The sequence below is a fragment of the Klebsiella sp. 141153 genome, from assembly GCF_032601995.1.
GTDB lineage: Bacteria > Pseudomonadota > Gammaproteobacteria > Enterobacterales > Enterobacteriaceae > Klebsiella > Klebsiella aerogenes.
Genome location: NZ_JAQIRJ010000006.1, coordinates 135,484 through 159,605 on the forward strand (window position 1 = coordinate 135,484; position 24,122 = coordinate 159,605).

Sequence of the window (24,122 nt, forward strand, 5' to 3'; positions counted from 1 at the left end):
TGCTTTAAAGCACCTCTTCAATGACCCAGACGCTGACGCTACCAGCGTTACAGGTAAATACGGCATTGCCCTCGTCGTCGGTTTCAATCATCTCCTGGCGATTATTAAGAAAATCCTTCCAGCGTTTATTGGCGTAATTCTCGCCAAGCGGCAGCGTTTTCTCGCCATCATCGCCGTTAGAAAGCACCACCACGCAGCCCGGGTGCTCATCGGTACCGCTGCGGCTAAAGGCAATACAGTTAGGGTGATCGAACCACAGCGTTTGTACGCCGTGGGCGAAACGCTGACGGGCGTCGATGAGCTCATGAAGTTGCTCGATAACCGGCATCTCGATGGCGTAAGTCTGGCCATCTCCGCCGGTATCTTCATAGCTTGCGCCGAACAGGTCGGCGTAAAATACCGAGGGAACACCGTTTTCACGCAGTAAAATCAGCGCATAGGCTAGCGGCTTAAACCAGGCTTCGACCGGCGCTTCCAACGCCTGAAGCGGTTGAGTGTCATGATTCGTCACCAACGTAACCGCATGGAAGGGATCGGCTTCAACCAGCGTGCCGGTAAAGATTTGACTCATGTCGTAATCGCGCCCCTGACGTGAGGCTTCATGGAATTTCATCTGCAGTGGTGCATCAAACAGCATGGTATTACCGTCTACAAGATCGATATACTGCTGTAGTTTATCCACCTCATGCGACCAGTATTCGGCAACAATAAAGAGTGGTTTTTCGCTGGAACTCTGTACGTGCTCAATCCACTCTTTATAAAACCATGCCGGAATATGTTTGACGGCATCAAGGCGAAAACCATCGCAGCCAGTCTGTTCAATGACCCAGCGGGCCCAGTATTTTATCTCCTCGGTGACGGCATGGTTGCGGAAATCGATATTTTCGCCCATGAGATAATCGAAGTTGCCCATTTCATCGTCGACCTGATCGTTCCAGCCGTCGCCGGTGTAGTCATTAACCACCTTGAATACGCCATCTTCATCGGGATTTTCGATATGGTCGATACCGCTAAAACATTTATAGTCCCAGATGAATTGTGAATATTGTCCACCACGGGCAGGGAAGGTATAGCGAGTCCAGGCTTCACATTCGATGATTTCTTCCGAAATTTGCGTGCGGTCCTGTTCATCAACGCGTTGTACGCGAATGCGTTCTTTCTCATCGGCGCCCATCTTATGATTAACGACGACATCAAGTAGGACGGCAATTTGATGCTCTTTTAGCGCCTTAATTGCCGCCAATAACTGGGCCTTATCGCCATATTTGGTGGCAACCGATCCTTTCTGATCGAATTCCCCGAGGTCGAAAAGATCGTAGCTATCATAGCCAACCGAATAACCGCCGGAGGCGCCCTTATAGGCGGGCGGCAACCAAATCATATTAATGCCAATTTCGTTAAGATTTGGCGCAAGGGCTTCTACTTCCCGCCATAGCTCGCCACCTTCCGGGTAATACCAATGAAAACATTGCAACAACGTGGGATTTTTCATCTTCCATGCTCCTGGCGTCATCAAGCTGACCTTTGCAGTATGGGAGATAACTGGCAAATATGAATAATTTCGTTGCTTTTTCGCTATACCCTAAATGGCTGCATATATAATAAATTGGCATAAGATGTAGCGGATAGATGTTGGTAGGCTACTGCTAAACGCCTTACACTACACGAAAATCTCATCATATTCGGGGTATCTATGAAACTAGCACTTCTGGGTCGTCAGGCGCTGATGGGCGCAATGGCCGTAGCATTGATGGCTGGTGTGAGCGTGAAAACTTTCGCCGCTGAAAATCTGCTTAATCAGGTCAAAGAGCGCGGCACGCTGCGCGTTGGCCTGGAGGGCACATACCCGCCATTTAGTTATCAAGGTGATGATGGCAAACTGACCGGTTTTGAAGTTGAGTTTGCCAATGAGCTGGCGAAACACATCGGTGTGAAAGCGGACCTCAAACCTACTAAATGGGACGGTATGCTGGCTTCACTTGATTCCAAACGAATTGATGTGGTGATTAACCAGGTCACTATTTCCGACCAGCGTAAGAAAAAATACGACTTCTCCACCCCGTATACTATTTCTGGTATTCAGGCGCTGGTGAAAAAGGGTAACGAAGGCGTGATTAAAACCGCAGCGGACCTGAAAGGCAAAAAAGTCGGCGTTGGCCTGGGCACCAATTATGAAGAGTGGCTGCGCCAGAATGTACAGGGCGTTGATATTCGTACCTACGATGATGACCCGACAAAATATCAGGACCTGCGCGTAGGCCGTATTGACGCTATTCTGGTCGATCGCCTGGCAGCGTTGGATTTAGTGAAGAAAACCAACAATACCCTGGCCGTAACCGGTGAAGCATTCTCCCGTCAGGAATCCGGCGTGGCGTTGCGTAAAGGTAATGAAGATCTGCTGAAAGCGGTGGACACCGCCATTGCCGATATGCAGAAAGATGGCAGCCTGAAGGCGCTTTCAGAAAAATGGTTTGGTGCTGACGTCACTAAGTAACGTCTGCAGATGAAAAAAGGCGCTGATAATGGCGCCTTTTTTTATTTCGCACGCAACTGCGTGCATAATAAGGATAACTGAGTCTGGAGGTGCCATGTCACTACAAAATTTAACGCGTTTTCCGCGCCTGGAATTTATTGGCGCGCCGACGCCGCTCGAATATCTACCGCGCCTGTCCGATCATCTCGGGCGGGATATATTTATTAAACGTGATGATGTTACCCCCATGGCGATGGGCGGAAATAAACTGCGCAAGCTGGAATTTCTTGCCGCTGATGCGCTGCGCGAGGGCGCTGATACGCTGATTACCGCTGGAGCCATTCAGTCCAACCATGTGCGTCAGACGGCGGCCGTCGCCGCGAAACTGGGTCTGCACTGCGTCGCGCTGTTGGAAAATCCGATAGGCACTCGTGCTGAAAATTATCTGACCAACGGTAACCGCCTGCTGCTGGATCTGTTCAATACTCAGGTCGAGATGTGCGATGCATTGACCGATTCTAACGCGCAGCTTGAGGAGCTGGCGACTCGTATTGAAGCGCAGGGGTATCGCCCTTATGTCATTCCGGTTGGCGGTTCTAACGCCCTTGGCGCGTTGGGGTATGTCGAAAGCGCGCTGGAAATCGCCCAGCAGTGTGAAGGGGCGGTGGAGATCTCCTCGGTAGTGGTCGCCTCCGGTAGCGCGGGTACTCACGCAGGGCTAGCCGTTGGCCTGGAACAGCTAATGCCGAACGCAGAATTAATTGGGGTGACCGTGTCACGTAGCGTTGCCGAGCAGTTGCCGAAAGTGGTTGCGCTGCAGCAAGCCGTCGCGAATAGCCTTGAATTACAGGCCAAAGCGGAAATTACCTTGTGGGATGATTATTTCGCTCCCGGATACGGTACGCCCAATGAAGAAGGCCTGGAAGCGGTGAAACTACTGGCGCAGCTGGAAGGTATCCTGCTGGATCCCGTCTACACCGGCAAGGCTATGGCCGGTCTGATTGACGGCATTAATCAGAATCGCTTTAAGGATGAGGGGCCGATTCTGTTTATCCATACTGGCGGCGCACCAGCGCTGTTTGCTTATCATCCGCACGTCTAATGCAGAATTAATAGAATGCACGAAAGTATCCAACTGGTCATTGATTCCGCACCATACCTGTTAAAGGGCGCGGTTTTTACGTTACAACTGAGCATCGGCGGCATGTTCTTTGGTCTGCTGCTGGGCTTTATCCTCGCACTGATGCGCATGTCGTCCATCTGGCCGATCAGATGGCTGGCGCGGATGTATATCTCCATTTTCCGCGGAACTCCGTTGATTGCTCAACTGTTTATGATCTATTACGGTCTGCCGCAGTTCGGCATTGAGTTGGATCCTATTCCGGCGGCGATGATTGGCCTGTCATTGAATACCGCGGCCTATGCGGCGGAAACGTTGCGAGCGGCAATTGCCTCTATAGATAAAGGGCAGTGGGAAGCGGCAGCGAGTATCGGTATGACGCCGTGGCAGACCTTGCGACGGGCTATTTTACCCCAGGCTGCCCGCGTGGCGCTGCCGCCGCTCTCTAACAGCTTTATCAGCCTCGTCAAAGATACTTCGCTGGCGGCGACGATTCAGGTACCGGAACTGTTCCGTCAGGCGCAGTTAATTACCTCGCGTACGCTGGAGGTCTTTACGATGTATCTGGCCGCCTCGCTGATCTATTGGGTGATGGCGACCGTACTCTCAACCTTGCAGAATTATTTTGAAAATCAGCTGAATCGCCAGGAGCGTGATCCAAAATGAGTGCGATTGAAGTCAAAAAACTGGTGAAGAAATTCCACGGGCAGACCGTGCTGCACGGTATCGATCTCGAGGTTCAGGAAGGGGAAGTGGTGGCAATTATCGGTCCTAGCGGCTCCGGTAAAACCACGCTGTTGCGCAGCATTAACCTGCTTGAGCACCCCGAAAGCGGTACCATTCGCGTGGGTGATGTGACTATCGATACGTCGCGTAGTATTAGCCAGCAAAAAGGGCTGATCCGCCGCCTGCGTCAGCATGTTGGCTTTGTGTTTCAGAACTTCAATCTGTTTCCGCATCGTACGGTGCTGGAAAATATTATTGAAGGGCCGGTTATCGTAAAAGGCGAAGATAAGAACGAGGCCATTTCTCTGGCGCGTGAGCTGCTGGCAAAGGTGGGGTTATCGGGAAAAGAGAATAGCTATCCGCGTCGTTTATCCGGCGGGCAGCAGCAGCGTGTGGCAATTGCCCGCGCGTTAGCAATGCGCCCGGACGTTATCCTTTTTGATGAGCCGACTTCTGCATTGGATCCTGAGTTGGTGGGCGAGGTGCTCAACACCATACGCCAGCTGGCGCAGGAGAAACGTACCATGGTTATTGTGACCCATGAGATGAGCTTCGCTCGTGATGTCGCCGACCGCGCCATTTTCATGGATCAGGGACGTATCGTCGAACAAGGTAAGGCCAGAGAGCTATTTGCTAATCCTCAGCAGCCGCGGACGCGTCAGTTCCTTGAGAAATTTTTAATGCAGTAAATGTTACCATTCTGGCGCGGCCGACCCTAAACGGCAGGGCGGTCGTGACCAGATAATGGGCGTACCCGACAGGCGGATGGGAAATGTGAGCCGTTCAGCCAGACCAAATGTCGACCATTCCATCGCAGGTTGAAAATCACGACGTTGCAGCGGCGCGAAAGGCATCTCATGCCGTGCGCCTGGCCACTCCATCAGGGTGGCGGCGACGCGCGCCAATGACAGCCGTGCACGATAACCTTTGCCGCTCTCTATGCGTTGTCCTATCCCTTTTAATACCGCAGCAGCCATCAGATACCCCGTCGCGTGGTCTAAGGCTTGTACCGGAAGCGGGATTGGTTTATCCGCGTCGCGCCAGCGTTGACCGGCATGAGCGATACCACAGGCCATTTGCACCAGACTGTCGAAACCACGTCGGTTTCTCCATGGCCCCTCCCATCCCCAGGCATTCAGTGAAACATCAACAATTCCCGGCGATAAAGCGGCTCTGGTATGACAATCCAGGCCTAGCGCATCCAACGCGTCAGCGCGGTAACCGTGAACAATGACGTCGGCTTGCGAGAGTAACGTGATTAAATGTTGCTTATCGATTTGTTTTTTTATATTCAATCGGGCGCAGCGCTTACCCAGCGTAATCTCTTCTTCGAGCGTGGGTTCTTGCCAGTCGACCGGATCGATACGTAATACATCAGCGCCTAATCCCGCGAGAAAACGTGTTGCGACTGGGCCAGCAATAATCCTGGTTAAATCCAGTATCCTGATTCCTGACAAAGGACGGGAGGAGGAGAGAGGCCAAACAACCGACGGTCCAGGCGGTAAATCTGCTTCTATCAGCAGCGGCTGCCGGCTGACGGCGATGCCTTGCGGATGGGCTCGCCACTCTTCCGCGCTGCGCATCGCCGCCGCGCAACCGCCATTTTCCACCACCGCTTGTTCCAACGCATGCGAGCGCCATTGACGAACTTGTTGAGCCAACATTTGCCGCGTCGCATGTTGCCCCAGAATCTGCGCCACGGCGATTCTGTGATGGGCGGCATTCGTATGCAGTCGGATCCATCCATCTTCCGTTTGATAATCTCCCGCTAATGGATCCCAAAGCTGCTGTATTGGGCGATTGTGCGGCTTGGCGCTGGCTGAAAACCAATATGACGCGAGCCGGCGATCCACTATTGGCGTGGCGGATGATGAGCACAAGCGGGCAAGGTAAGCGGCGGCGATCCCCATTGAGGCGGCAGCAAAATCACTGACAGCAAAACAAGAAGATAAAGCCCCTGGGTGGCGGAACTCGATTGGCGGGACAGGGCTTGCGCTAAAGTCTTGCCACATCCGGGAAAAGAGCTGCATAGACGAGGACGGCGAGAGCATATTTTCCTCCAGAGTTCGATAAATAATCGTCAGCGAAAATCGAATAATGCGATGGCTACGTTATTTTATACATATAAATAAGATTTATGTGTTAGTTTTATGTATTTATAATAATGATTATCAATCAGGGGTTATTTGGTAGGTTATGAGGGACATTGATTTTTTCAGCTGGCGGCGGGAAATGCTGCAACAATTCCAGTCAACTCATGATGGGGATTCGGTTTATAACCTGCTCCAGCAGCAAACAGAGGCGCTGGAATACGACTACTACGCACTTTGTGTGCGCCATCCGGTGCCTTTTACGCGTCCGAAACTCACGCTGCAATCAACTTATCCTCAGGCCTGGATGTCTCATTATCAGGCAGAGAATTATTTTGCTGTTGACCCGGTATTGCGCAGAGAAAATTTTCTCCGTGGGCATTTGCCGTGGAATGACCAGCTCTTTTGCGATACGCCGGAATTATGGAATGGCGCGCGCGATCATGGTTTAAATAAAGGTGTGACGCAGTGTCTTACCTTGCCAAATCATGCGTTGGGCTTCTTATCGGTTTCCGCGAAAAATGCGCAACCGGGTTCTTATCAGGAGGACGAATTAGAATTGCGCCTGAGAACGCTCACCGAACTCAGCCTGCTGGCGCTGTTGCGGCTGGAGGATGAGATGGTAATGCCGCCGGAGATGAAGTTTAGCCGACGCGAACTGGAGATTCTCAAATGGACCGCAGAAGGGAAAACTTCCGCCGAGGTGGCGATGATATTGTCTATTTCAGAAAATACGGTCAATTTTCATCAGAAGAATATGCAGCGCAAATTTAACGCGCCCAACAAAACGCAAATCGCCTGTTATGCCGTCGCAACAGGATTAATTTGAGCGAATCGTTCGTTCTGCGTGTCAGACGTGAAACCGGCTGTCAGTGATAACTTTCAGCCGGTCCTTTCTTACTGACGGTAAGCTTGTTTAATTTGCTTAACGGTGCTGGAGAATACGGCAGCCTGAGCCTCATCTTCCATCTGCGCGATTTGTTTTTCCATTTTAATAATCACGCGGCCTGCGTCCGCTTGGCCCATAGCCTGAAGCATTAGCGTCAGTAGCGCTTTCAGGCAGGAGACTTCCTGCGCCAGTTGTTGATTATTTTCTGCAGTGGAAAAATCTGGTGTGCTCATCGATATCCTCGTTTGCTATCGGCGCTGTTGCGCAATACTAAATGTTAAGGCGGCGCAGTATACCACAAGCAGTAGAAAAAAAAGGAGCGCGTGATTTGTGTTCCAGGTTTCGGGCGCTGAGCGGTTAAATTTACTGAATAATATCTGTTCATCTTAACGGGCGTCGTTAATTTTTGCCGCTGTTTTTGGGAGAAGTTAATTATTGTTACATCCTTCGAACCGTATTTATCCGCGAGCTGTTCTGTTGCTTTTTTTGCTCCTTCTGTAGGGGGAATGTTAAAAAAGAAACATAATCCAACTATATGTTCTGTATAGGTTTCCACCTGGTGTGGAGACAAATTGCCATAAATGGGATAGAAATCTTCTCCAGAACACTTTTTGGGCTTTTAAAGTTACGATAAAACCCGGTAATATATGTGAGATAAACTATCAGTAGCGTTATCCCTAATTCTGGAGATTATTCCTTTGATCAACGTACTTCTTGTTGATGACCACGAACTAGTGCGCGCAGGGATACGACGCATTCTGGAAGATATAAAAGGGATTAAAGTTGTCGGTGAGGCCTGCTGCGGCGAGGATGCCGTGAAGTGGTGCCGTGCGAATCCTGTGGACGTCGTCCTGATGGATATGAACATGCCGGGTATCGGGGGGCTTGAAGCGACGCGTAAAATTGCGCGCTCTATTGTCGATACCAAAGTGATCATGTTGACCGTGCATACTGAGAATCCGCTGCCTGCGAAGGTTATGCAAGCTGGCGCCGCCGGTTACTTAAGCAAAGGCGCAGCCCCGCAGGAAGTGGTAAATGCGATTCGTTGCGTTGCTTCGGGTCAGCGTTATATCGCTTCCGATATTGCCCAACAGATGGCGCTCAGTCAGATTGAACCGGAAAAAACGGAATCGCCGTTTGCCAGTTTGTCTGAACGCGAATTGCAGATTATGCTGATGATCACTAAGGGCCAAAAGGTCAATGAGATCTCAGAACAGTTAAACCTGAGTCCCAAGACGGTGAATAGCTATCGTTACCGAATGTTCAGTAAACTAAACATTCATGGCGACGTGGAGCTTACTCACCTGGCAATTCGCCATGGCCTGTGCAATGCGGAGTCGTTAGCAAGTCAGTGAGTGATGTTTTTGACGCAAAAGCTTTCCTCAAGACGGTTACCAGCCAACCGGGCGTTTATCGTATGTATGATGCCGGCGGTACCGTCATTTATGTTGGTAAAGCCAAAGATCTGAAAAAGCGGCTTAGCAGCTATTTTCGCAGCAACCTGGCTTCGCGTAAAACCGAGGCTCTGGTGGCGTTGATCGCGCAAATTGACGTAACCGTTACTCATACCGAAACGGAAGCGCTACTGCTTGAGCATAACTATATTAAGCTGTACCAGCCACGTTACAACGTGCTGTTGCGCGACGATAAATCCTATCCTTTTATTTTTCTCAGCGGCGACACCCATCCACGACTGGCGATGCACCGCGGCGCTAAACACGCCAAAGGCGAATATTTTGGCCCGTTCCCTAACGGTTATGCCGTCCGCGAGACGCTCGCGCTGCTGCAAAAAATCTTCCCCATTCGCCAGTGTGAAAACAGCGTCTATCGCAACCGTTCGCGTCCCTGTCTGCAATATCAAATTGGTCGTTGTTTAGGGCCATGCGTCGCCGGGTTGGTGAGTGAAGAAGAGTACGAACAGCAGGTGGAATATGTGCGCCTGTTCCTTGCTGGCAAGGACGATCAGGTATTGACCCAGCTAATTGCCCGTATGGAAAAGGCCAGTCAGGCGCTTGAATTTGAAGAAGCCGCCCGTATCCGCGATCAGATTCAGGCGGTACGTCGGGTGACGGAGAAACAGTTTGTTTCCAATACTGGCGACGACCTGGATGTGATTGGCGTGGCGTTTGATGCCGGAATGGCCTGTGTGCATGTGCTTTTTATTCGTCAGGGTAAGGTACTCGGTAGCCGCAGTTATTTCCCGAAAGTTCCGGGTGGCACTGAGTTGGGGGAGGTAGTGGAAACCTTCGTAGGCCAGTTCTACCTGCAGGGTAGCCAGATGCGAACGCTGCCGGGGGAAATATTGCTCGATTTCAACCTTGGCGATAAAACCCTGCTTGCCGATTCGCTTTCCGAGCTTGCCGGTCGTCGGGTGAATGTGCAGACCAAACCCCGCGGCGATCGCGCGCGCTATTTGAAGCTGGCGCGTACCAACGCCGCTGTCGCGCTTACCACCAGACTGTCGCAGCAATCAACGATCAGCCAGCGTCTGCAGGCCCTGGCGACATTACTGAAACTGCCTGCGGTGAAGCGGATGGAGTGTTTTGATATCAGCCATACCATGGGGGAGCAAACCGTCGCTTCCTGCGTGGTGTTTGATAGCAATGGTCCGCTGCGGGCGGAATACCGCCGCTACAATATTACCGGTATTACGCCTGGCGATGATTACGCGGCAATGAATCAGGTATTGCGTCGCCGCTATGGTAAAGCCATTGAAGAGAGCAAAATCCCGGACGTCATCCTGATCGACGGCGGTAAAGGCCAGCTTGGCCAGGCCAAAACCGTATTTGCCGAACTGGATGTACCGTGGGACAAAAATCATCCGCTGCTGCTGGGAGTAGCGAAGGGGAGCGATCGTAAAGCCGGACTGGAGACATTATTCTTTGAACCTGAAGGCGAGGGGTTTAGTCTGCCGCCGGATTCTCCTGCTTTACATGTTATCCAGCACATTCGCGATGAGTCGCACGATCATGCTATCTCTGGGCACCGCAAAAAACGGGCAAAAGTGAAAAGTACCAGTACTCTTGAAACGATTGACGGCGTTGGTCCGAAACGCCGACAGATGTTGTTGAAATATATGGGTGGTCTGCAGGGTTTGCAGAAAGCCAGTGTAGAAGAAATTGCGCAAGTACCGGGGATATCTCACGGACTGGCAGAAAAGATCTTCTACTCGTTGAAACATTAGGGGCTCTGTAGCACCATAGGGCTAATTTACACTTACAACATATAGTTACCTGTTACCATGCAATTTAATATTCCTACGTTGCTCACTCTGTTTCGCGTTATTTTGATACCGTTTTTCGTGCTGGCGTTCTATCTGCCTTTTAGCTGGGCGCCTTTCGTCTGCGCGTTAATTTTCTTTGTTGCTGCCGTTACCGACTGGTTCGATGGTTATCTGGCGCGTCGCTGGAACCAAAGCACGCGTTTTGGCGCCTTCCTTGATCCAGTCGCGGATAAAGTGATGGTGGCGATTGCCATGGTGCTGGTCGCCGAGCACTATCATACCTGGTGGGTGACATTGCCGGCAGCGACGATGATCGCACGTGAAATTATTATTTCTGCACTTCGTGAGTGGATGGCAGAGCTGGGTAAACGCAGCAGCGTAGCCGTATCATGGATTGGTAAAGTGAAAACGACAGCCCAGATGGCGGCGCTGGTCTGGATGCTGTGGCGGCCGAATATGTGGGTGGAATGGGCTGGTATCGTTCTGTTCATGGTTGCTGCGGTGTTGACGCTGTGGTCAATGCTACAATATTTGAACGCTGCGCGCGGCGATTTGCTTGAACAGTGATCGTTTCGACGCAAATTTCAGCAAACGAGACGAAGTTGCGAAAAATACCGTTGACTCACCGCGTGAGATAAGTAGAATGCAACGCATCGAACGGCGGCACAGTCTTCCAGACGATAACAAAATCAAGTGATTAGCTAATCTACTTGATGATGCGGGAATAGCTCAGTTGGTAGAGCACGACCTTGCCAAGGTCGGGGTCGCGAGTTCGAGTCTCGTTTCCCGCTCCAAATTAAAAGCATCGGCAGTAGCGGGTGTTTAAGTATTAAAGGCGCGTTAGCAAAGCGGTTATGTAGCGGATTGCAAATCCGTCTAGTCCGGTTCGACTCCGGAACGCGCCTCCACTTTATATCCCGAGCCCGGATGGTGGAATCGGTAGACACAAGGGATTTAAAATCCCTCGGCGTTCGCGCTGTGTGGGTTCAAGTCCCACTCCGGGTACCATTGGGATAAAGTAGAATAATCAAAGCAATAAGCAGTGTCGTGAAACCACCTCCGGGTGGTTTTTCCATTTCTGAAGCGTCATTTCCTGACATCATTTCTGACATCCTCCCCCACCCGCTGAGATAGACTCACAGCGCTATAGCGTTATTTGTCCTATGACAAAACCTGCGGTGCTTGCTACGCTTAATGGGATTTTCGAACCAGGCAACAGGAGTAGGGGAAATATGTTTACCGGATTGTGTGCTTTTCCACTGACGCCGCTGCGCGACAATGAAGTAGATAGCCGCGCGCTGATAAAAATTATCGATCGTCTGGTTTCGGCGCGAGTTGATTCTCTGGGCATCCTGGGCTCGACCGGCAGCTATGCCTATTTGAACCGCGAGCAGCGCAAAACGGTTGTGTTGGCGGCAAAGCAGCATACGCAAGGGATCCCGATGATGGTCGGGATAGGTGCGATGGCGACGGATACTATTTTACGTCTTGCAGAGGATGCTCAGCAGGCGGGGGCGGACGCGTTGCTGCTACCGGTGTTGAATTACCAGCCTCTGGCGGATGACGAGGTGTTCACCCTGTTCCAGACGGTTGATCGCCATGTGTCGGTACCCATTTGCATTTATGATAACCCGCGTACCACCCACAGGATCTTTTCTGATGCGCTTGTTGAGCGTATTGGCTCGTTAGCTAATATTGCATCAATAAAGATCCCCGGTTTGCCGGATGATCAGGTTGGTGTCAGAGTCGCTACGCTTCGTCAGCTCGTGCCGCAGCGAGTCAGTATTGGCGTCAGCGGCGACGCTTTTGCCGCTGCAGGGTTAAACGCCGGCTGTAACTTGTGGTATTCAGTTTGCGGTGGCCTGTTCCCGGAAATTGCCCAAAATATTACCGCGGCAGCGCTGAGCGGCGATCGGCAGCTGGCATCGGTATTAAGCGAGCGTCTGGAGCCATTATGGGCATTGTTTAGACTGCACGGCAGTCTGAAAGTGATTGCCGCCGCCGCCTCTATTCTCGAACTGACCGAAGTAGAGTGTTTACCACGACCTTTGGTCTCACTCTCCGCGGAGGCCATTAACGAAGTTAAATCGGTTATGGATAAGCTGGGTCTACGCTGAAGTTAACCGCGTTTCCCTTACCTATTTTTATCAGGAAATTCACAAACTATTTAAGGTAATATATCACTGGCGTTAATGTTAACGCTGTATTGATATCTTTTGGGTATGTGAAGCCTTAATGGCAATGATAATTATATATGAGGGATCTTATGGCCACGTTGCTTGAAAGCTACGGGAACTGTTTTCGAAAATACGCTACGTTCCGCGGCCGCTCCGCGCGCCAGGAATATGTGGTTTTTACCATTGCTAACTTTATTTTGTCCGCGATCCTGGGATTGATTCCTGTCGTTGGCGGTATCTTCGGGTTAATCATTATCATTCCGGGGATCGCGGTTGCGGTGCGCCGTCTGCACGATCTCAATAAGTCCGGTTGGTGGTTGCTGGCGCCGTACGGCATTATGCTAATCGGCCTGATTGGTATTGCCGCCACCGTCGAAGAGGGTAGAGCCGCAGTATGGGTATGGGTGATTGCGCTGGGCGGCCTGGCCGCATTGGTGATGTCGATTTGGATGATTTTCACCCGTGGCACCATTGGCAGCAACCGCTTTGGCGATGAACAGAACGACGACAATGTCGGTGGTAACACGATGGGTAAGAGTTCTGCCGCGGATGATGTTAGAGATCGGCTGGCGCAAGCTAAGAAAATGCTTGATGACGGCGTCATTAGCGCAAGTGAATACGAAGTGATGCGTGCTAATATCATTAAAGATATGTAACTGATTCTCCGCCGGGCCTGCCCGGCGTTAATAAATTCACCTGTGATAGTGAGAGCGGGTGGTTTTCTCCTCCCGTTTTCGCTACTGTAAGCGCCATTTTTCTACCATCATGAGCCTGTTAATGAAAACCGGACCCCTGAACGAAAGCGAACTCGAGTGGCTGGATGAGATCCTGTCGAAATATGCCACCGAAGGCGCCATCCTTGATGTCTCTGAACTTGATGGTCTGCTGACGGCTATCTTATCCGGACCGAGCGAAATTGAACCAGCGCAGTGGCTGCTGGCTATCTGGGGCGGAGCGGATAACGTACCGCGCTGGGCTAACGATCGCGAGCGCGACCGTTTCGTCAACCTGACCCTGCAGCATATGAGCGACATCGCCGAACGCCTGGCTGACTATCCGGAGCAGTTTGATCCCCTGTTCGGCACCCGTGAGTTTGAAGGGCAGGAGCTGACTATTGTTGAAGAGTGGTGCTTCGGCTACATGCGTGGCGTTGCTCTCAGTGATTGGTCGACGTTACCCGCTGAACTGCAGCCGCAGCTTGATGCCATTGCGCTACACGGAACGGAAGAACGCTTCGAAGCGCTCGATACGCTGACGGCTGACGAATTTGTCGAAAGCATTGATAGTATTAAGCCCGCGGCGCTGGCTTTATATAATTACTGGATGGAAAACGCTCAGCCGACGGCCGTGCAGCAACCGGTAAGAAATGAGACCAAGGTGGGGCGTAATGATCCTTGTCCCTGCGGTAGCGGCAAAAAGTATAAGCAGTGTTGCTTAGCTAAATAACAACAGGGGCCAAATGGCCCCTGTTGTTTATCCGACTGCGGGTAATAATCCCGCCACAATACAGAATTGAATGACCACAATCGCCACTCCACAGCTCAACACCAGCCACAGCGCTATCGAGCCGCCGGGTACACGCCATGTCGCCTTCGGGTGCAGTCTACGGCTCTTCATCACCAGCAATGATGGCAGCATCAGCGCCAGTACGGCGAGCGCCACGCCGGCGTATCCCAGCGCCATCACGAAACCTTGCGGATAAAACAGGGCGAACGCCAGCGGCGGCAGAAAAGTGATGATGCCGCTCTGAATACGTCCTGCAGGCGTGTTTTTACGCTGGAACAAATCTGCCAGGTAATCAAACAAACCCAATGCGACGCCGAGGAAAGACGTGGCCAACGCGAAGTCGGCAAACAGATGTACCGCCACTTCTACATGCGGCGAGGCGACAACATCGCGGATTGCTGCCAGCAGGCCGTTCAGGCCGGAATTCTTCGCCAGCACGGCGGTAAAGGCCGGAGAGTCGATGCTGCCAAGCGTGGCGAGTTGCCAGAAAATATAGGCGACCAGCGGAATAAAGCTACCGATGATAAAGACGCGGCGCAGCTTACGAATATCGCCATTCAGATAGCTAACGATGCTTGGAATACTGCCATGAAAACCAAACGAGGTGAAAATCACCGGTATAGCGGACAGCGCCAGGCCTTGCTGTAACGGCAGGGTCAGGAGATTTATCTGGTGAATATGCGGCAGCAGCAGCACCAGCATCACCGCAAGGAAGATAATTTTGGCGCTAAATAAAAAGCGGTTAAACAGATCGACCAGCGAGGTCCCGATGCACACCACCGCGCCGCCAATGCCGGTAAAGAGCAATACGCCAGCAGAAGGCGGCAGGCTCCAGTTTAGCCACTGATTCAGACTGGAGGCCAGTAGTTCCCCGGCGCCGCTGATGTAGGCCGCTGTTAGCGCATACATCAGAAATAGCATACAGAAACCGGTGACCCATTGGCCGTAGCGGCCGAGATAGCGCGCCGCCAGTGAGCCTAACCCCATATCCGCAGGGACATGTTGATAGACTTCCAGCAGCAGCAGGGCGGTATAGCACATCAGCGCCCACAGCGCGATCAGTAATACCAGGGTGACGCCAAAACCCACTCCCGCCGAAGCGAGCGGCATCGCCAACATACCGGCGCCAATTGTGGTGCCTGCAACGATTAAAATACTACCCAGAGTGCGGTTCTTCACGCTTTTCTCTATCTGTGAATGAATGGACAAATAATTATGCCGCGCAGAGTATGTGAAATGAGTGATTTCGTCAAATGAAGGTTACATTGTGTGTAATTAAAACTTTACACTTCTGGCGGGCAGAAAACACTGCGCTGGCGCAAAGCCGCCAGGCGCAGACTCATATATGCTGCACGTTTTTACAGGAGGAGCTATGTCATCTATTCACGGTCATGAAGTATTACAGATGATGATCGCATCGGGCGAATCGTACAGCGTTGCCAGTCTCGAAGCGGCAATTAAGACGCAATTTGGTATTGATGCGCGCTTTCACACCTGTTCGGCGCAGGGTCTGGATGCGGCGCAACTGGTGGCTTTTTTGCAGCGGAAAGGTAAATTTATTGCGGTGGAAGAGGGCTTCAATACCAGCGAAAGTAAAATCTGCCGTCATTGAACACGCGGCGGCCAGCAGCCGCCGCAGCGGGAATTAGTTTTGTGTATCGAGGGTTGCCAGTTCTTTATCGATAAAGTACAAGCCTTCACCGCTCTTACCGACAAGAGTCAGTTTATCAATAACAGATTTGAATAATTTCTCTTCTTCATGCTGCTCAGCAACATACCATTGCAGGAAATTAAAGGTCGGGTAATCCTGATTGGTCATCGCCGCATGCGCCAGTTCATTAATTTTTTGCGTAATTAACTGTTCATGTTCATAGGTCTGGCGGAAGAGTTCATCCAGTGAAGTATATTCGGCAAACGGCGAGCTAATGGCATTAATGCGCGGCAGGCTACCGGTATCGGTCAAATAGTCAAACAGGCGCTGCATGTGCGTCATTTCTTCCTGCGCGTGGCGGCGGAGAAACGCGGCGGCGCCTTCAAAGCTATGGTAGCTGCACCATGCGCTCATCTGCTGATAAAGCAAAGAAGAATAAAGCTCAAGATTCATTTGCTCATTAAGTTTTTCGATCATTTCTGCTTTCAGCATGGCGTCCACTCCGGAAATAAAGAATAAAACATAGTGTGGCGCCACTATAATTTGTTAGTTATTTATTTGCAAAAAGTAAATTAAAAAATTTAATTATTAAAAATGCAAATGGGAATAAAACGCATTGGCAATATATTAAAGGATGAGAATGCTTTTAATTTAATAATTATTCTGTCAGTGATAGCCCAACGACAACATACTCATCGTTAGGCGCAGAGGCAAAGGTGGCGGTACGTGGGCCTCGGATCTTAAAGTGTGAAGCGCTACGTAATTTATAAAACAGCTTTTCATAAAGTTTGAAAATGCATTTATGAAGTAGTAGAGTCCTGATAACGCTAATGAACTCGCGGGCCGCTCCCGCACAGCTTTCAGGAGAGTGAAGCATGAAAATCGCACTGATGATGGAAAACAGCCAGGCCAGCAAAAACGCCATCATTCTCAACGAGTTGAAAACCGTTGCTGATGAGAAAGGCTTTCCGGTTTACAACGTGGGAATGAGTGATGAACAGGACCATCATCTGACCTACATTCATCTGGGGATCATGGCCAGCATCCTGCTGAACGCTAAAGCGGTCGATTTCGTGGTGACCGGTTGCGGCACAGGTCAGGGCGCGTTGATGTCATTGAATATTCATCCAGGGGTGGTCTGTGGTTATTGTATTGACCCTGCGGATGCCTTCCTGTTTGCCCAAATCAACAACGGTAACGCGTTGTCGCTGCCTTTTGCTAAAGGCTTTGGCTGGGGGGCGGAGTTGAACGTGCGCTTTATCTTCGAGAAGGCCTTTACGGGCCGCAATGGCGAAGGTTATCCGCCTGAGCGCAAAGAACCGCAGGTACGCAACGCGGGCATCCTCAACACAGTGAAAGCGGCGGTGGTGAAAGAAAATTATCTTGATACCCTGCGGGCGATCGATCCGGAACTGGTAAAAACCGCCGTTTCCGGGCCGCGGTTCCAGCAATGCTTCTTCGAAAACTGCCAGGATAAAGAAATCGAAGCTTTTGTCCGCCAGATTATTGGTTGATAGGGCTTTTCAAACAGGCCTGCATCCATGTGCAGGTCTGTTTGCTATGGTTTTTCTTTGCTGGATACCGTGCTGCCAGCATCTCGCGTAAGGTGCAACGTATCAACCATCCCTACCAAACAAATCAGCGCAATAAAGACAAACGCCATACGGTAATCAATTCCCGGTAGAGTCGTCAGGTTAAACCACTCGCTCAACTGTTCACCGATGCGGATGCCGATGGCGCCGAGAGTGATACCTAGCCCAACCGCCAGCTGTGAAGCGGTGCTGAACAGCGTATTGGCATAACTCATCTGAGCGGAAGGAACGTCGGCAAAAGCGAGCGTACTGACGCCGGTAAATTGGATGGAACGGAACACCCCGCCAAGATAGAGGATCAACATTATCAGCCATGCCGGCGTTTGCGGCGTTAACAGCGCGCAGGCAAGTAGCGAGGCGACATTCAGCGCACCGTTAATCAGCAATAAGCGGCGAAAACCCAACCAGCGGATGAGCGGCGTGGTTGCGGGCTTGATAGTGAGATTGCCGACGAAAACGGCCAGCACCAGTAGCCCGGAATGAAAAGCATCCATACCGAACCCTACCTGGAATAATAGCGGAAGCAGAAACGGGACGGCGCTTATCGAGGCGCGAAACAGTGAACCGCCGTACATGGTTACCCGGAAAGTCGGAACCTGCAGAGCGTCCAACCGTACCATTGGCCAGGCGGCGCGGCGGAAATGACGTAGCGCAAAAGCCATACATCCCATACCCGTCGCCAGGAGCGCCGGCGTTTGCCAACTTTGTGGCTGCTGGTCGCCGAGCCGTTCCATAGCTGCCACCAGACTTATCATTGCCAATGACGTCGCCACAAAACCGGGGAGGTCGAAGGGGCGGCGTTCTTCTTCACGGATGCTGGGAATGATGCGTAGCGAGAGCGCCATCGCCAGTAGCCCAAGCGGCACGTTTATAAAAAAGATCCAGTGCCAGCTGGCGTAACTGGTAATAAAGCCCCCGAGCGGCGGGCCGATTATCGGTGCGACCAATGCCGGCCAGGTCAGCGTGGCTATTGCCTTGATGAGCTGATCTTTGGGCGTGGCGCGCAACACCGCCAGTCGCCCGACGGGGACCATTAGCGCGCCGCCGACGCCCTGTAGAATGCGCATTGTCACAAAGCTTTCGATGTTGCGCGATAAACCGCAGAAAACGGAGGCGAGGGTAAAAATGGCTAGTGCCAGCGTAAACACTTTTCGCGCGCCGAAGCGGTCGGCAATCCAGCCGCTGGCGGGGATCAGCACCGCGAGGGTGATCAGGTAGGCGCTGATGCCGATATTAAGCGCGACCGCCGCTACGCCAAAATCCTTCGCCATATCAGGCAGGGCGGTAGCGATGACCGTGCCATCGAGAAACTCCATAAAGAAAGCGCCAGCCACCAATAATGCCGGGGCGGAAAAAGCGCCTGCTTTCGGCGTAATTGTTGTTGTACCCATTGAGTCGTTGCCATAGCAAAGTGAATAAGTATCTTTGCGGTACGTTTTCTTTTCGCCGCTCCCGCACATGTTTTTTTATCTGGTGCGATTTAGGTTACTATTACGCTCCTGAAAATAGGAGTAAAAAATGTCTCAACTTTTCACTGAACAAGATGAGCTGGTATCTGATGTCGTTGCATGCCAGCTGGTCATCAAACAAATCCTCGATGTGATTGACGTTATCGCCCCGGTCGAAGTGCGCGAAAAAATGGCGGCCCAGTTAAAAGCGATTGATTTTGCGAGCAGCCCTGCTTCGGCGGATCCGGTTACGCTGCGCGCAGTACAAAAAGCAATTGCATTGATTGAGCTGAAGTTTACCCCGCAGGGTGAAGCGCACTAGATTTATCACTGCGCAGTTGATTGCCCGGCCGTTCCAGTCAGGAACGGCCGGATTCAATTAGTGGTGTTGAGGCGAGATGAGATTGAGAAGTCGACGGTCCGTTTGCTCCATACCGAGCCCGGCTTTATCTGCAGTCCGTATTTCATCAAGGACGGTTTGCAATAAAAGTCCATCTTGCTGCTGTTCTTTCTCCAGCAGCGTCAAAAAACGCCACGTTGTGTCATCGTGCTGCGCTTTTGCTTCCTGCGCCAGACCGGACAGCATGTTGCTACGTTGCTGATACTCTTCAAGGGTTTTGGCAAACACCTCTTCAAGCGTTGAGCATTGTGGGGGATAGCTTTCATCGGCTTTCACTATTGGCCAGGCCCCGGCCTTTTTCATATAGTCAAAAACCTGCATCATTAACGTCACGCTGGATTGCGCACGGGTACGTAAGAAGGTTGCGGTACCGTTCAGGCGCTGCTGCGCGCACCATTCGCCTAAATGTAGATAAACATTTGAGGCGTGAAACTCAAGATTAATCTGGGTATTTAATTTCTGAACCATTCCTGGAACTGCCATAACAATATCCTTATTTATCCGCAAGGGAAGTATGACGCGCTACCATCGCCTTGCACAGGCGAATACAGCAGGCGCAATGCAATGGGCAGGAAATAAATACGGTGCTTTCCATTTGCACTTAACCATTTATTTGTTTCTGCCGACACATTAAGAATACCCTTGTATATAGAATAAGGAAACTCTCAACACGGGTAATTTACGATTTGTTACAACATCAGCTTAGCGATTGTTTAAATTGGTTTTTTGTAATTATTGTATTGTAACCATCTGAATTTAAATGCTTATGTTTAATTATTCGTAGGGCTAGTTAATTTGTATTAATAAAGTTGATTTAACGATAATTTCATATATCGATCATAGCTTATTCATTATTCGAAAATAGCGAGATGAGAATGAATTTGTGATAGATCATTTTTGTAAGGGGGTAGAAGAATAACGTCTATGCTGGCTGAGAATAGAAGGCCAGAGTCGCCTGGGATAGCGTCGACGCAGCCACAAGGATAAGTCTGCTGATGATATGGATTATTATGTCACGCATGACGCTAATTGTCTGACAATTAGCGTTTTTTTTATGTCATTTTTTGCTGAATTTATGTACGCAATTACTGTAATTCTGCGGTGTGATGACGCTCTCGTATGGATAAATAATTTCCAGTTAAAACTATTTTAACAACGGCAATGTTGATTGCGTTTTTTCTAATGCCTTGTTTTAAGACCGATAAAAAATTTAAGTCCGATTTTTCCCTACAGAAAAGCGAAATAAAGCTGGAGTTTACCATGCACAAATTCACTAAAGCGCTGGCGGCCATTGGCCTCGCGGCGGTTATGTCACAATCAGCTATGGCTGAAAACCTCAAGCTCGGTTTTCTGGTGAAGCAACCAGAGGAACCCTGGTTCCAGACCGAGTGGAAATTTGCTGATAAAGCCGGCAAGGACCTGGGCTTTGATGTCATTAAAATCGCGGTACCGGATGGCGAAAAAACGCTTAATGCGATCGACAGCCTCGCCGCCAGCGGCGCGAAGGGATTTGTCATCTGCACGCCGGACCCAAAACTGGGGTCGGCGATTGTTGCCAAGGCACGCGGCTATGACATGAAAGTTATCACCGTCGACGATCAGTTTGTTAATGCCAAAGGTAAGCCGATGGAGAGCGTGCCGCTGGTCATGATGGCCGCCAGCGAAATCGGCGCTCGTCAGGGGCAGGAATTGTATAAAGAGATGCAAAAACGCGGCTGGGACGTGAAAGATACCGGCGTGATGGCGATTACCGCCGATGAACTGGATACCGCCCGCCGCCGTACTACCGGTTCGATCGACGCGCTGAAAGCGGCGGGTTTCCCGGAAAAACAGATCTATCGCGTGCCAACCAAATCTAATGATATCCCAGGGGCTTTCGATGCGGGCAACTCCATGTTGGTTCAGCACCCTCAGGTCAAACACTGGTTAATTGTTGGCATGAACGATAACACCGTGTTGGGTGGCGTACGTGCGACTGAAGGCCAGGGCTTTAAAGCGCCGGATGTTATCGGTATCGGCATTAACGGCGTTGACGCGGTGAACGAACTTTCGAAAGCCCAGCCGACGGGGTTCTATGGCTCTTTGCTGCCAAGCCCGGACATTCATGGCTATAAAACCAGTGAGATGCTCTACAACTGGGTGACCAAAGGGACCGAGCCGCCGAAATTTACCGCCGTGACCGACGTGGTGCTGATTACCCGCGATAACTTTAAGCAAGAATTGGCGAAGAAAGGGCTGTAAGGCCGGGTTCATTCCGCCTCCCGCCCTGGCGGGAGGTTATGCGTAGTAGAGCGGAGTCGTTATGCAACAATCTACCCCTTATCTCTCATTTCGCGGCATCACCATGACGTTCCCGGGCGTTAAAGCGCTGTCTGATATCAGCTTTGACTGCTATCGCGGGCAGATCCACGCGCTGATGGGTGAAAACGGCGCCGGGAAGTCCACCCTCTTAAAAATTCTCAGCGGTAACTACATTCCGACTGCCGGGTATCTGCAAATTGATGGCCAGCAGATGGCATTTAGTAATACCACCGCGGCGCTAAATGCCGGCGTGGCGATTATTTATCAGGAACTGCATCTTATCCCGGAAATGACCGTTGCCGAAAATATCTATCTTGGTCAGTTGCCGCATAAAGGCAGCATTGTGAACCGGTCTTTATTGAATTATGAAGCGCGGCTGCAGTTAGAACATCTGGGGTTGGATATCGACCCGGAGACGCCGCTGAAGTATTTGTCGATCGGCCAGTGGCAGATGGTGGAAATTGCCAAGGCGCTGGCGCGTAACGCGAAGATCATCGCGTTTGATGAGCCTACCAGTTCACTCTCCGCACGGGAAATCGACAACCTTTTTCGCGTCATTCGCGAGCTACGTGAAGAAGGGCGAGTGATTATTTATGTCTCACACCGTATGGAGGAAATTTTCGCTCTCAGCGATGCCATTACCGTGTTTAAAGATGGCCGCTACGTGCGTACCTTCGATGACATGCGGCTGGTGGACCACGACGTGCTCGTGCAAGCGATGGTGGGTCGTAATCTTGGCGATATCTACGGCTGGAAAGCGCGTGAATATGGCAGTGAGCGGCTGCGGCTCGAAGAGGTTAAAGCGCCGGGCGTCAGAATGCCAATCAGTTTATCGGTACGCAGCGGTGAAATTGTCGGCCTGTTTGGTCTGGTCGGCGCCGGACGCAGTGAATTAATGAAAGGGCTGTTTGGCGGCAGCAGAATTACCGGCGGTCAGGTCTATATCGATGGTCAGGCGATAAATATTCGCAAACCCGCGCAGGCGATTCAGGCGGGAATGATGCTGTGTCCGGAGGATCGCAAAGCCGAGGGCATCATTCCGGTACATTCGGTGCGCGACAACATAAATATCAGCGCCCGGCGTAAGCATATTCATGCCGGCTGCCTGATTAACAATGCCTGGGAAGCGAGTAATGCCGAACAACATATCAAATCGCTCAATATTAAAACCCCAGGAGCTGAGCAGTTAATTATGAATCTTTCCGGTGGTAATCAGCAGAAGGCTATTCTTGGTCGCTGGTTGTCGGAAGAGATGAAGGTCATCCTGCTTGATGAACCGACCCGCGGCATTGATGTTGGCGCAAAGCATGAAATCTACAACGTTATCTATGCGCTGGCGGCTTCTGGCGTGGCGGTCGTTTTTGCCTCCAGCGACCTGCCAGAAGTGCTCGGCGTCGCCGACCGCATCGTCGTCATGCGCGAAGGTGAAGTGGCCGGTGAATTGCTGCATGAAGACGCGAATGAACAGCAGGCGCTGAGCCTTGCAATGCCTAAAGTCAGCCAGGCCGTAGCCTGAGTAAGGAGTGAATGATGTCATCTGTAACTACACCCAGCGCTGCCCGATCCTCTTTCAGTTTCGGCCGAATCTGGGATCAGTTTGGTATGCTGGTGGTCTTCGCCGTGTTATTCATCGGCTGCGTGATCTTTGTTCCCAATTTTGCTTCTTTCGTCAACATGAAAGGGTTGGGGCTGGCGATTTCCATGTCGGGAATGGTCGCCTGCGGAATGCTGTTCTGCCTGGCTTCAGGCGATTTTGATTTGTCAGTTGCTTCTGTGATTGCCTGCGCCGGTGTGACAACAGCGGTGGTGATTAATCTCACCGAAAGCCTGTGGATTGGTATTACCGCAGGATTACTATTAGGGGCGGTCAGCGGGCTGGTGAATGGTTTTGTTATTGCGCGTTTGAAGATCAACGCGCTAATCACGACCCTGGCCACCATGCAAATTGTCCGCGGGCTAGCCTATATTATTTCCGATGGTAAAGCGGTTGGCATTGAGGATGAACGTTTCTTCACCCTGGGCTATGCCAACTGGTTAGGTTTGCCGGCGCCTATCTGGCTGACGGTTGCCTGCCTGATCGTCTTTGGACTGCTGCTGAATAAAACCACCTTTGGCCGCAATACTCTGGCAATAGGAGGCAATGAGGAGGCTGCGCGTCTGGCAGGGGTACCGGTGGTTCGTACCAAGATTATCATCTTCGTTCTTTCAGGTCTGGTATCGGCGGCTGCGGGGATCATTTTGGCTTCGCGCATGACCAGTGGTCAGCCTATGACCTCAATTGGTTATGAACTGATTGTGATCTCGGCATGCGTACTGGGTGGCGTATCGCTAAAAGGCGGGATCGGTAAGATCTCTTATGTGGTGGCCGGGATCCTGATTCTGGGTACCGTAGAGAATGCGATGAACCTGCTGAACATCTCGCCATTCTCGCAATATGTGGTCCGCGGGGTGATATTGTTGGCGGCGGTTATCTTCGACCGTTACAAGCAAAAAGCGAAACGTTCGCATTAATTGAGCGCAACTTTT

Annotated in this window: 24 protein-coding genes and 3 tRNA genes; 20 read left to right on the forward strand and 7 right to left on the reverse strand. The window is 51.2% G+C overall.

The window, feature by feature from the left end; translation table 11 throughout:
• Positions 1-4: 4 nt before the first annotated feature.
• The gene (gene amyA / locus PGS10_RS13760) at positions 5-1,492 is read right to left on the reverse strand and encodes an alpha-amylase (RefSeq protein WP_045390244.1); all 1,488 of its coding nucleotides are present in this window, start codon (positions 1,490-1,492) and stop codon (positions 5-7) included.
• Between the two features lie 201 nt (positions 1,493-1,693).
• On the opposite strand from amyA, the gene tcyJ reads away from it, so the two are divergent.
• From tcyJ to tcyN, 4 genes are all read left to right on the forward strand, one after another.
• The gene (gene tcyJ, locus PGS10_RS13765; protein ID WP_045376245.1) at positions 1,694-2,494 is read left to right on the forward strand and encodes a cystine ABC transporter substrate-binding protein; all 801 of its coding nucleotides are present in this window, start codon (positions 1,694-1,696) and stop codon (positions 2,492-2,494) included.
• A gap of 94 nt (positions 2,495-2,588) precedes the next feature.
• Positions 2,589-3,575, forward strand: coding sequence for a D-cysteine desulfhydrase (gene dcyD, locus PGS10_RS13770; protein ID WP_316423101.1), 987 nt, complete (start codon positions 2,589-2,591; stop codon positions 3,573-3,575).
• Between the two features lie 15 nt (positions 3,576-3,590).
• Positions 3,591-4,259, forward strand: coding sequence for a cystine ABC transporter permease (gene tcyL / locus PGS10_RS13775; RefSeq protein ID WP_020078444.1), 669 nt, complete (start codon positions 3,591-3,593; stop codon positions 4,257-4,259).
• The gene (gene tcyN, locus PGS10_RS13780; protein ID WP_045390250.1) at positions 4,256-5,008 is read left to right on the forward strand and encodes an L-cystine ABC transporter ATP-binding protein TcyN; all 753 of its coding nucleotides are present in this window, start codon (positions 4,256-4,258) and stop codon (positions 5,006-5,008) included. Before tcyL ends, tcyN begins: the two co-directional genes overlap by 4 nt.
• A 3-nt stretch (positions 5,009-5,011) precedes the next feature.
• Here tcyN and PGS10_RS13785 read toward each other — a convergent pair whose 3' ends face one another.
• The gene (locus PGS10_RS13785; protein WP_213797643.1) at positions 5,012-6,370 is read right to left on the reverse strand and encodes a CoA transferase; all 1,359 of its coding nucleotides are present in this window, start codon (positions 6,368-6,370) and stop codon (positions 5,012-5,014) included.
• Positions 6,371-6,515: 145 nt separating this feature from the next.
• Here PGS10_RS13785 and sdiA point away from each other — a divergent pair, with 145 nt between their 5' ends.
• Positions 6,516-7,238, forward strand: a complete 723-nt coding sequence (gene sdiA, locus PGS10_RS13790; protein WP_045390253.1) for a transcriptional regulator SdiA — start codon at positions 6,516-6,518, stop codon at positions 7,236-7,238.
• 68 nt (positions 7,239-7,306) lie between these two features.
• On the opposite strand, the gene PGS10_RS13795 is transcribed toward sdiA, so the two are convergent.
• Positions 7,307-7,531: a DUF2594 family protein gene (locus tag PGS10_RS13795; RefSeq protein ID WP_015365908.1), complete on the reverse strand. Its 225-nt coding sequence runs from the start codon at positions 7,529-7,531 to the stop codon at positions 7,307-7,309.
• 465 nt (positions 7,532-7,996) lie between these two features.
• On the opposite strand from PGS10_RS13795, the gene uvrY reads away from it, so the two are divergent.
• The 9 genes from uvrY to PGS10_RS13840 all read left to right on the forward strand — a co-directional run bounded on the left by uvrY (position 7,997) and on the right by PGS10_RS13840 (position 14,144).
• Positions 7,997-8,653 carry a UvrY/SirA/GacA family response regulator transcription factor gene (uvrY, locus tag PGS10_RS13800; RefSeq protein ID WP_015705978.1) on the forward strand — a complete coding sequence of 219 codons (657 nt, stop codon included), beginning with the start codon at positions 7,997-7,999 and terminating at the stop codon, positions 8,651-8,653.
• Entirely contained in the window at positions 8,650-10,482 is a 1,833-nt protein-coding gene (gene uvrC / locus PGS10_RS13805) for an excinuclease ABC subunit UvrC (RefSeq protein ID WP_316423102.1), read from the forward strand. Before uvrY ends, uvrC begins: the two co-directional genes overlap by 4 nt.
• A 57-nt stretch (positions 10,483-10,539) precedes the next feature.
• On the forward strand, positions 10,540-11,088 hold the full coding sequence (gene pgsA / locus PGS10_RS13810) for a CDP-diacylglycerol--glycerol-3-phosphate 3-phosphatidyltransferase (RefSeq protein WP_045390257.1): 549 nt from the start codon (positions 10,540-10,542) through the stop codon (positions 11,086-11,088).
• Positions 11,089-11,239: 151 nt separating this feature from the next.
• Positions 11,240-11,315 (forward strand) — tRNA-Gly (locus tag PGS10_RS13815).
• 40 nt (positions 11,316-11,355) lie between these two features.
• Positions 11,356-11,429 (forward strand) — tRNA-Cys (locus PGS10_RS13820).
• Between the two features lie 13 nt (positions 11,430-11,442).
• Positions 11,443-11,529, forward strand: a tRNA-Leu gene (locus PGS10_RS13825).
• A gap of 224 nt (positions 11,530-11,753) precedes the next feature.
• Positions 11,754-12,638: a dihydrodipicolinate synthase family protein gene (locus tag PGS10_RS13830; RefSeq protein WP_316423103.1), complete on the forward strand. Its 885-nt coding sequence runs from the start codon at positions 11,754-11,756 to the stop codon at positions 12,636-12,638.
• Positions 12,639-12,787: 149 nt separating this feature from the next.
• Entirely contained in the window at positions 12,788-13,354 is a 567-nt protein-coding gene (locus PGS10_RS13835; protein WP_045390263.1) for a DUF805 domain-containing protein, read from the forward strand.
• 121 nt (positions 13,355-13,475) lie between these two features.
• Positions 13,476-14,144: a YecA family protein gene (locus PGS10_RS13840; protein ID WP_047045528.1), complete on the forward strand. Its 669-nt coding sequence runs from the start codon at positions 13,476-13,478 to the stop codon at positions 14,142-14,144.
• Between the two features lie 27 nt (positions 14,145-14,171).
• Here PGS10_RS13840 and tyrP read toward each other — a convergent pair whose 3' ends face one another.
• Complete coding sequence (tyrP, locus tag PGS10_RS13845) at positions 14,172-15,383, reverse strand: tyrosine transporter TyrP (RefSeq protein ID WP_047045532.1); 1,212 nt, start codon at positions 15,381-15,383, stop codon at positions 14,172-14,174.
• A gap of 193 nt (positions 15,384-15,576) precedes the next feature.
• Between tyrP and PGS10_RS13850 the strand changes: the two genes are divergently transcribed.
• The gene (locus tag PGS10_RS13850) at positions 15,577-15,816 is read left to right on the forward strand and encodes a YecH family metal-binding protein (RefSeq protein WP_047045536.1); all 240 of its coding nucleotides are present in this window, start codon (positions 15,577-15,579) and stop codon (positions 15,814-15,816) included.
• Between the two features lie 33 nt (positions 15,817-15,849).
• On the opposite strand, the gene ftnA is transcribed toward PGS10_RS13850, so the two are convergent.
• Complete coding sequence (ftnA, locus tag PGS10_RS13855) at positions 15,850-16,347, reverse strand: non-heme ferritin (protein ID WP_047045539.1); 498 nt, start codon at positions 16,345-16,347, stop codon at positions 15,850-15,852.
• A gap of 383 nt (positions 16,348-16,730) precedes the next feature.
• On the opposite strand from ftnA, the gene PGS10_RS13860 reads away from it, so the two are divergent.
• Positions 16,731-17,369, forward strand: coding sequence for an RpiB/LacA/LacB family sugar-phosphate isomerase (locus tag PGS10_RS13860; RefSeq protein WP_047045541.1), 639 nt, complete (start codon positions 16,731-16,733; stop codon positions 17,367-17,369).
• 44 nt (positions 17,370-17,413) lie between these two features.
• On the opposite strand, the gene PGS10_RS13865 is transcribed toward PGS10_RS13860, so the two are convergent.
• Positions 17,414-18,838: an MFS transporter gene (locus PGS10_RS13865; RefSeq protein WP_316423104.1), complete on the reverse strand. Its 1,425-nt coding sequence runs from the start codon at positions 18,836-18,838 to the stop codon at positions 17,414-17,416.
• Between the two features lie 127 nt (positions 18,839-18,965).
• On the opposite strand from PGS10_RS13865, the gene PGS10_RS13870 reads away from it, so the two are divergent.
• A complete protein-coding gene (locus PGS10_RS13870; protein WP_316423105.1) occupies positions 18,966-19,217 on the forward strand; it encodes a DUF2766 family protein in 252 nt (83 codons plus the stop codon).
• Positions 19,218-19,274: 57 nt separating this feature from the next.
• Here the strand turns inward: PGS10_RS13870 and PGS10_RS13875 are convergent, their stop codons facing one another.
• Positions 19,275-19,778 carry a non-heme ferritin-like protein gene (locus tag PGS10_RS13875; RefSeq protein WP_047045546.1) on the reverse strand — a complete coding sequence of 168 codons (504 nt, stop codon included), beginning with the start codon at positions 19,776-19,778 and terminating at the stop codon, positions 19,275-19,277.
• A gap of 777 nt (positions 19,779-20,555) precedes the next feature.
• On the opposite strand from PGS10_RS13875, the gene PGS10_RS13880 reads away from it, so the two are divergent.
• From PGS10_RS13880 to araH, 3 genes are all read left to right on the forward strand, one after another.
• Positions 20,556-21,536, forward strand: coding sequence for an arabinose ABC transporter substrate-binding protein (locus tag PGS10_RS13880; RefSeq protein WP_045390492.1), 981 nt, complete (start codon positions 20,556-20,558; stop codon positions 21,534-21,536).
• Between the two features lie 61 nt (positions 21,537-21,597).
• A complete protein-coding gene (gene araG / locus PGS10_RS13885; protein WP_047077746.1) occupies positions 21,598-23,112 on the forward strand; it encodes an L-arabinose ABC transporter ATP-binding protein AraG in 1,515 nt (504 codons plus the stop codon).
• Positions 23,113-23,126: 14 nt separating this feature from the next.
• The gene (gene araH / locus PGS10_RS13890; protein WP_047077747.1) at positions 23,127-24,107 is read left to right on the forward strand and encodes an L-arabinose ABC transporter permease AraH; all 981 of its coding nucleotides are present in this window, start codon (positions 23,127-23,129) and stop codon (positions 24,105-24,107) included.
• The last annotated feature ends 15 nt before the right edge of the window (positions 24,108-24,122 follow it).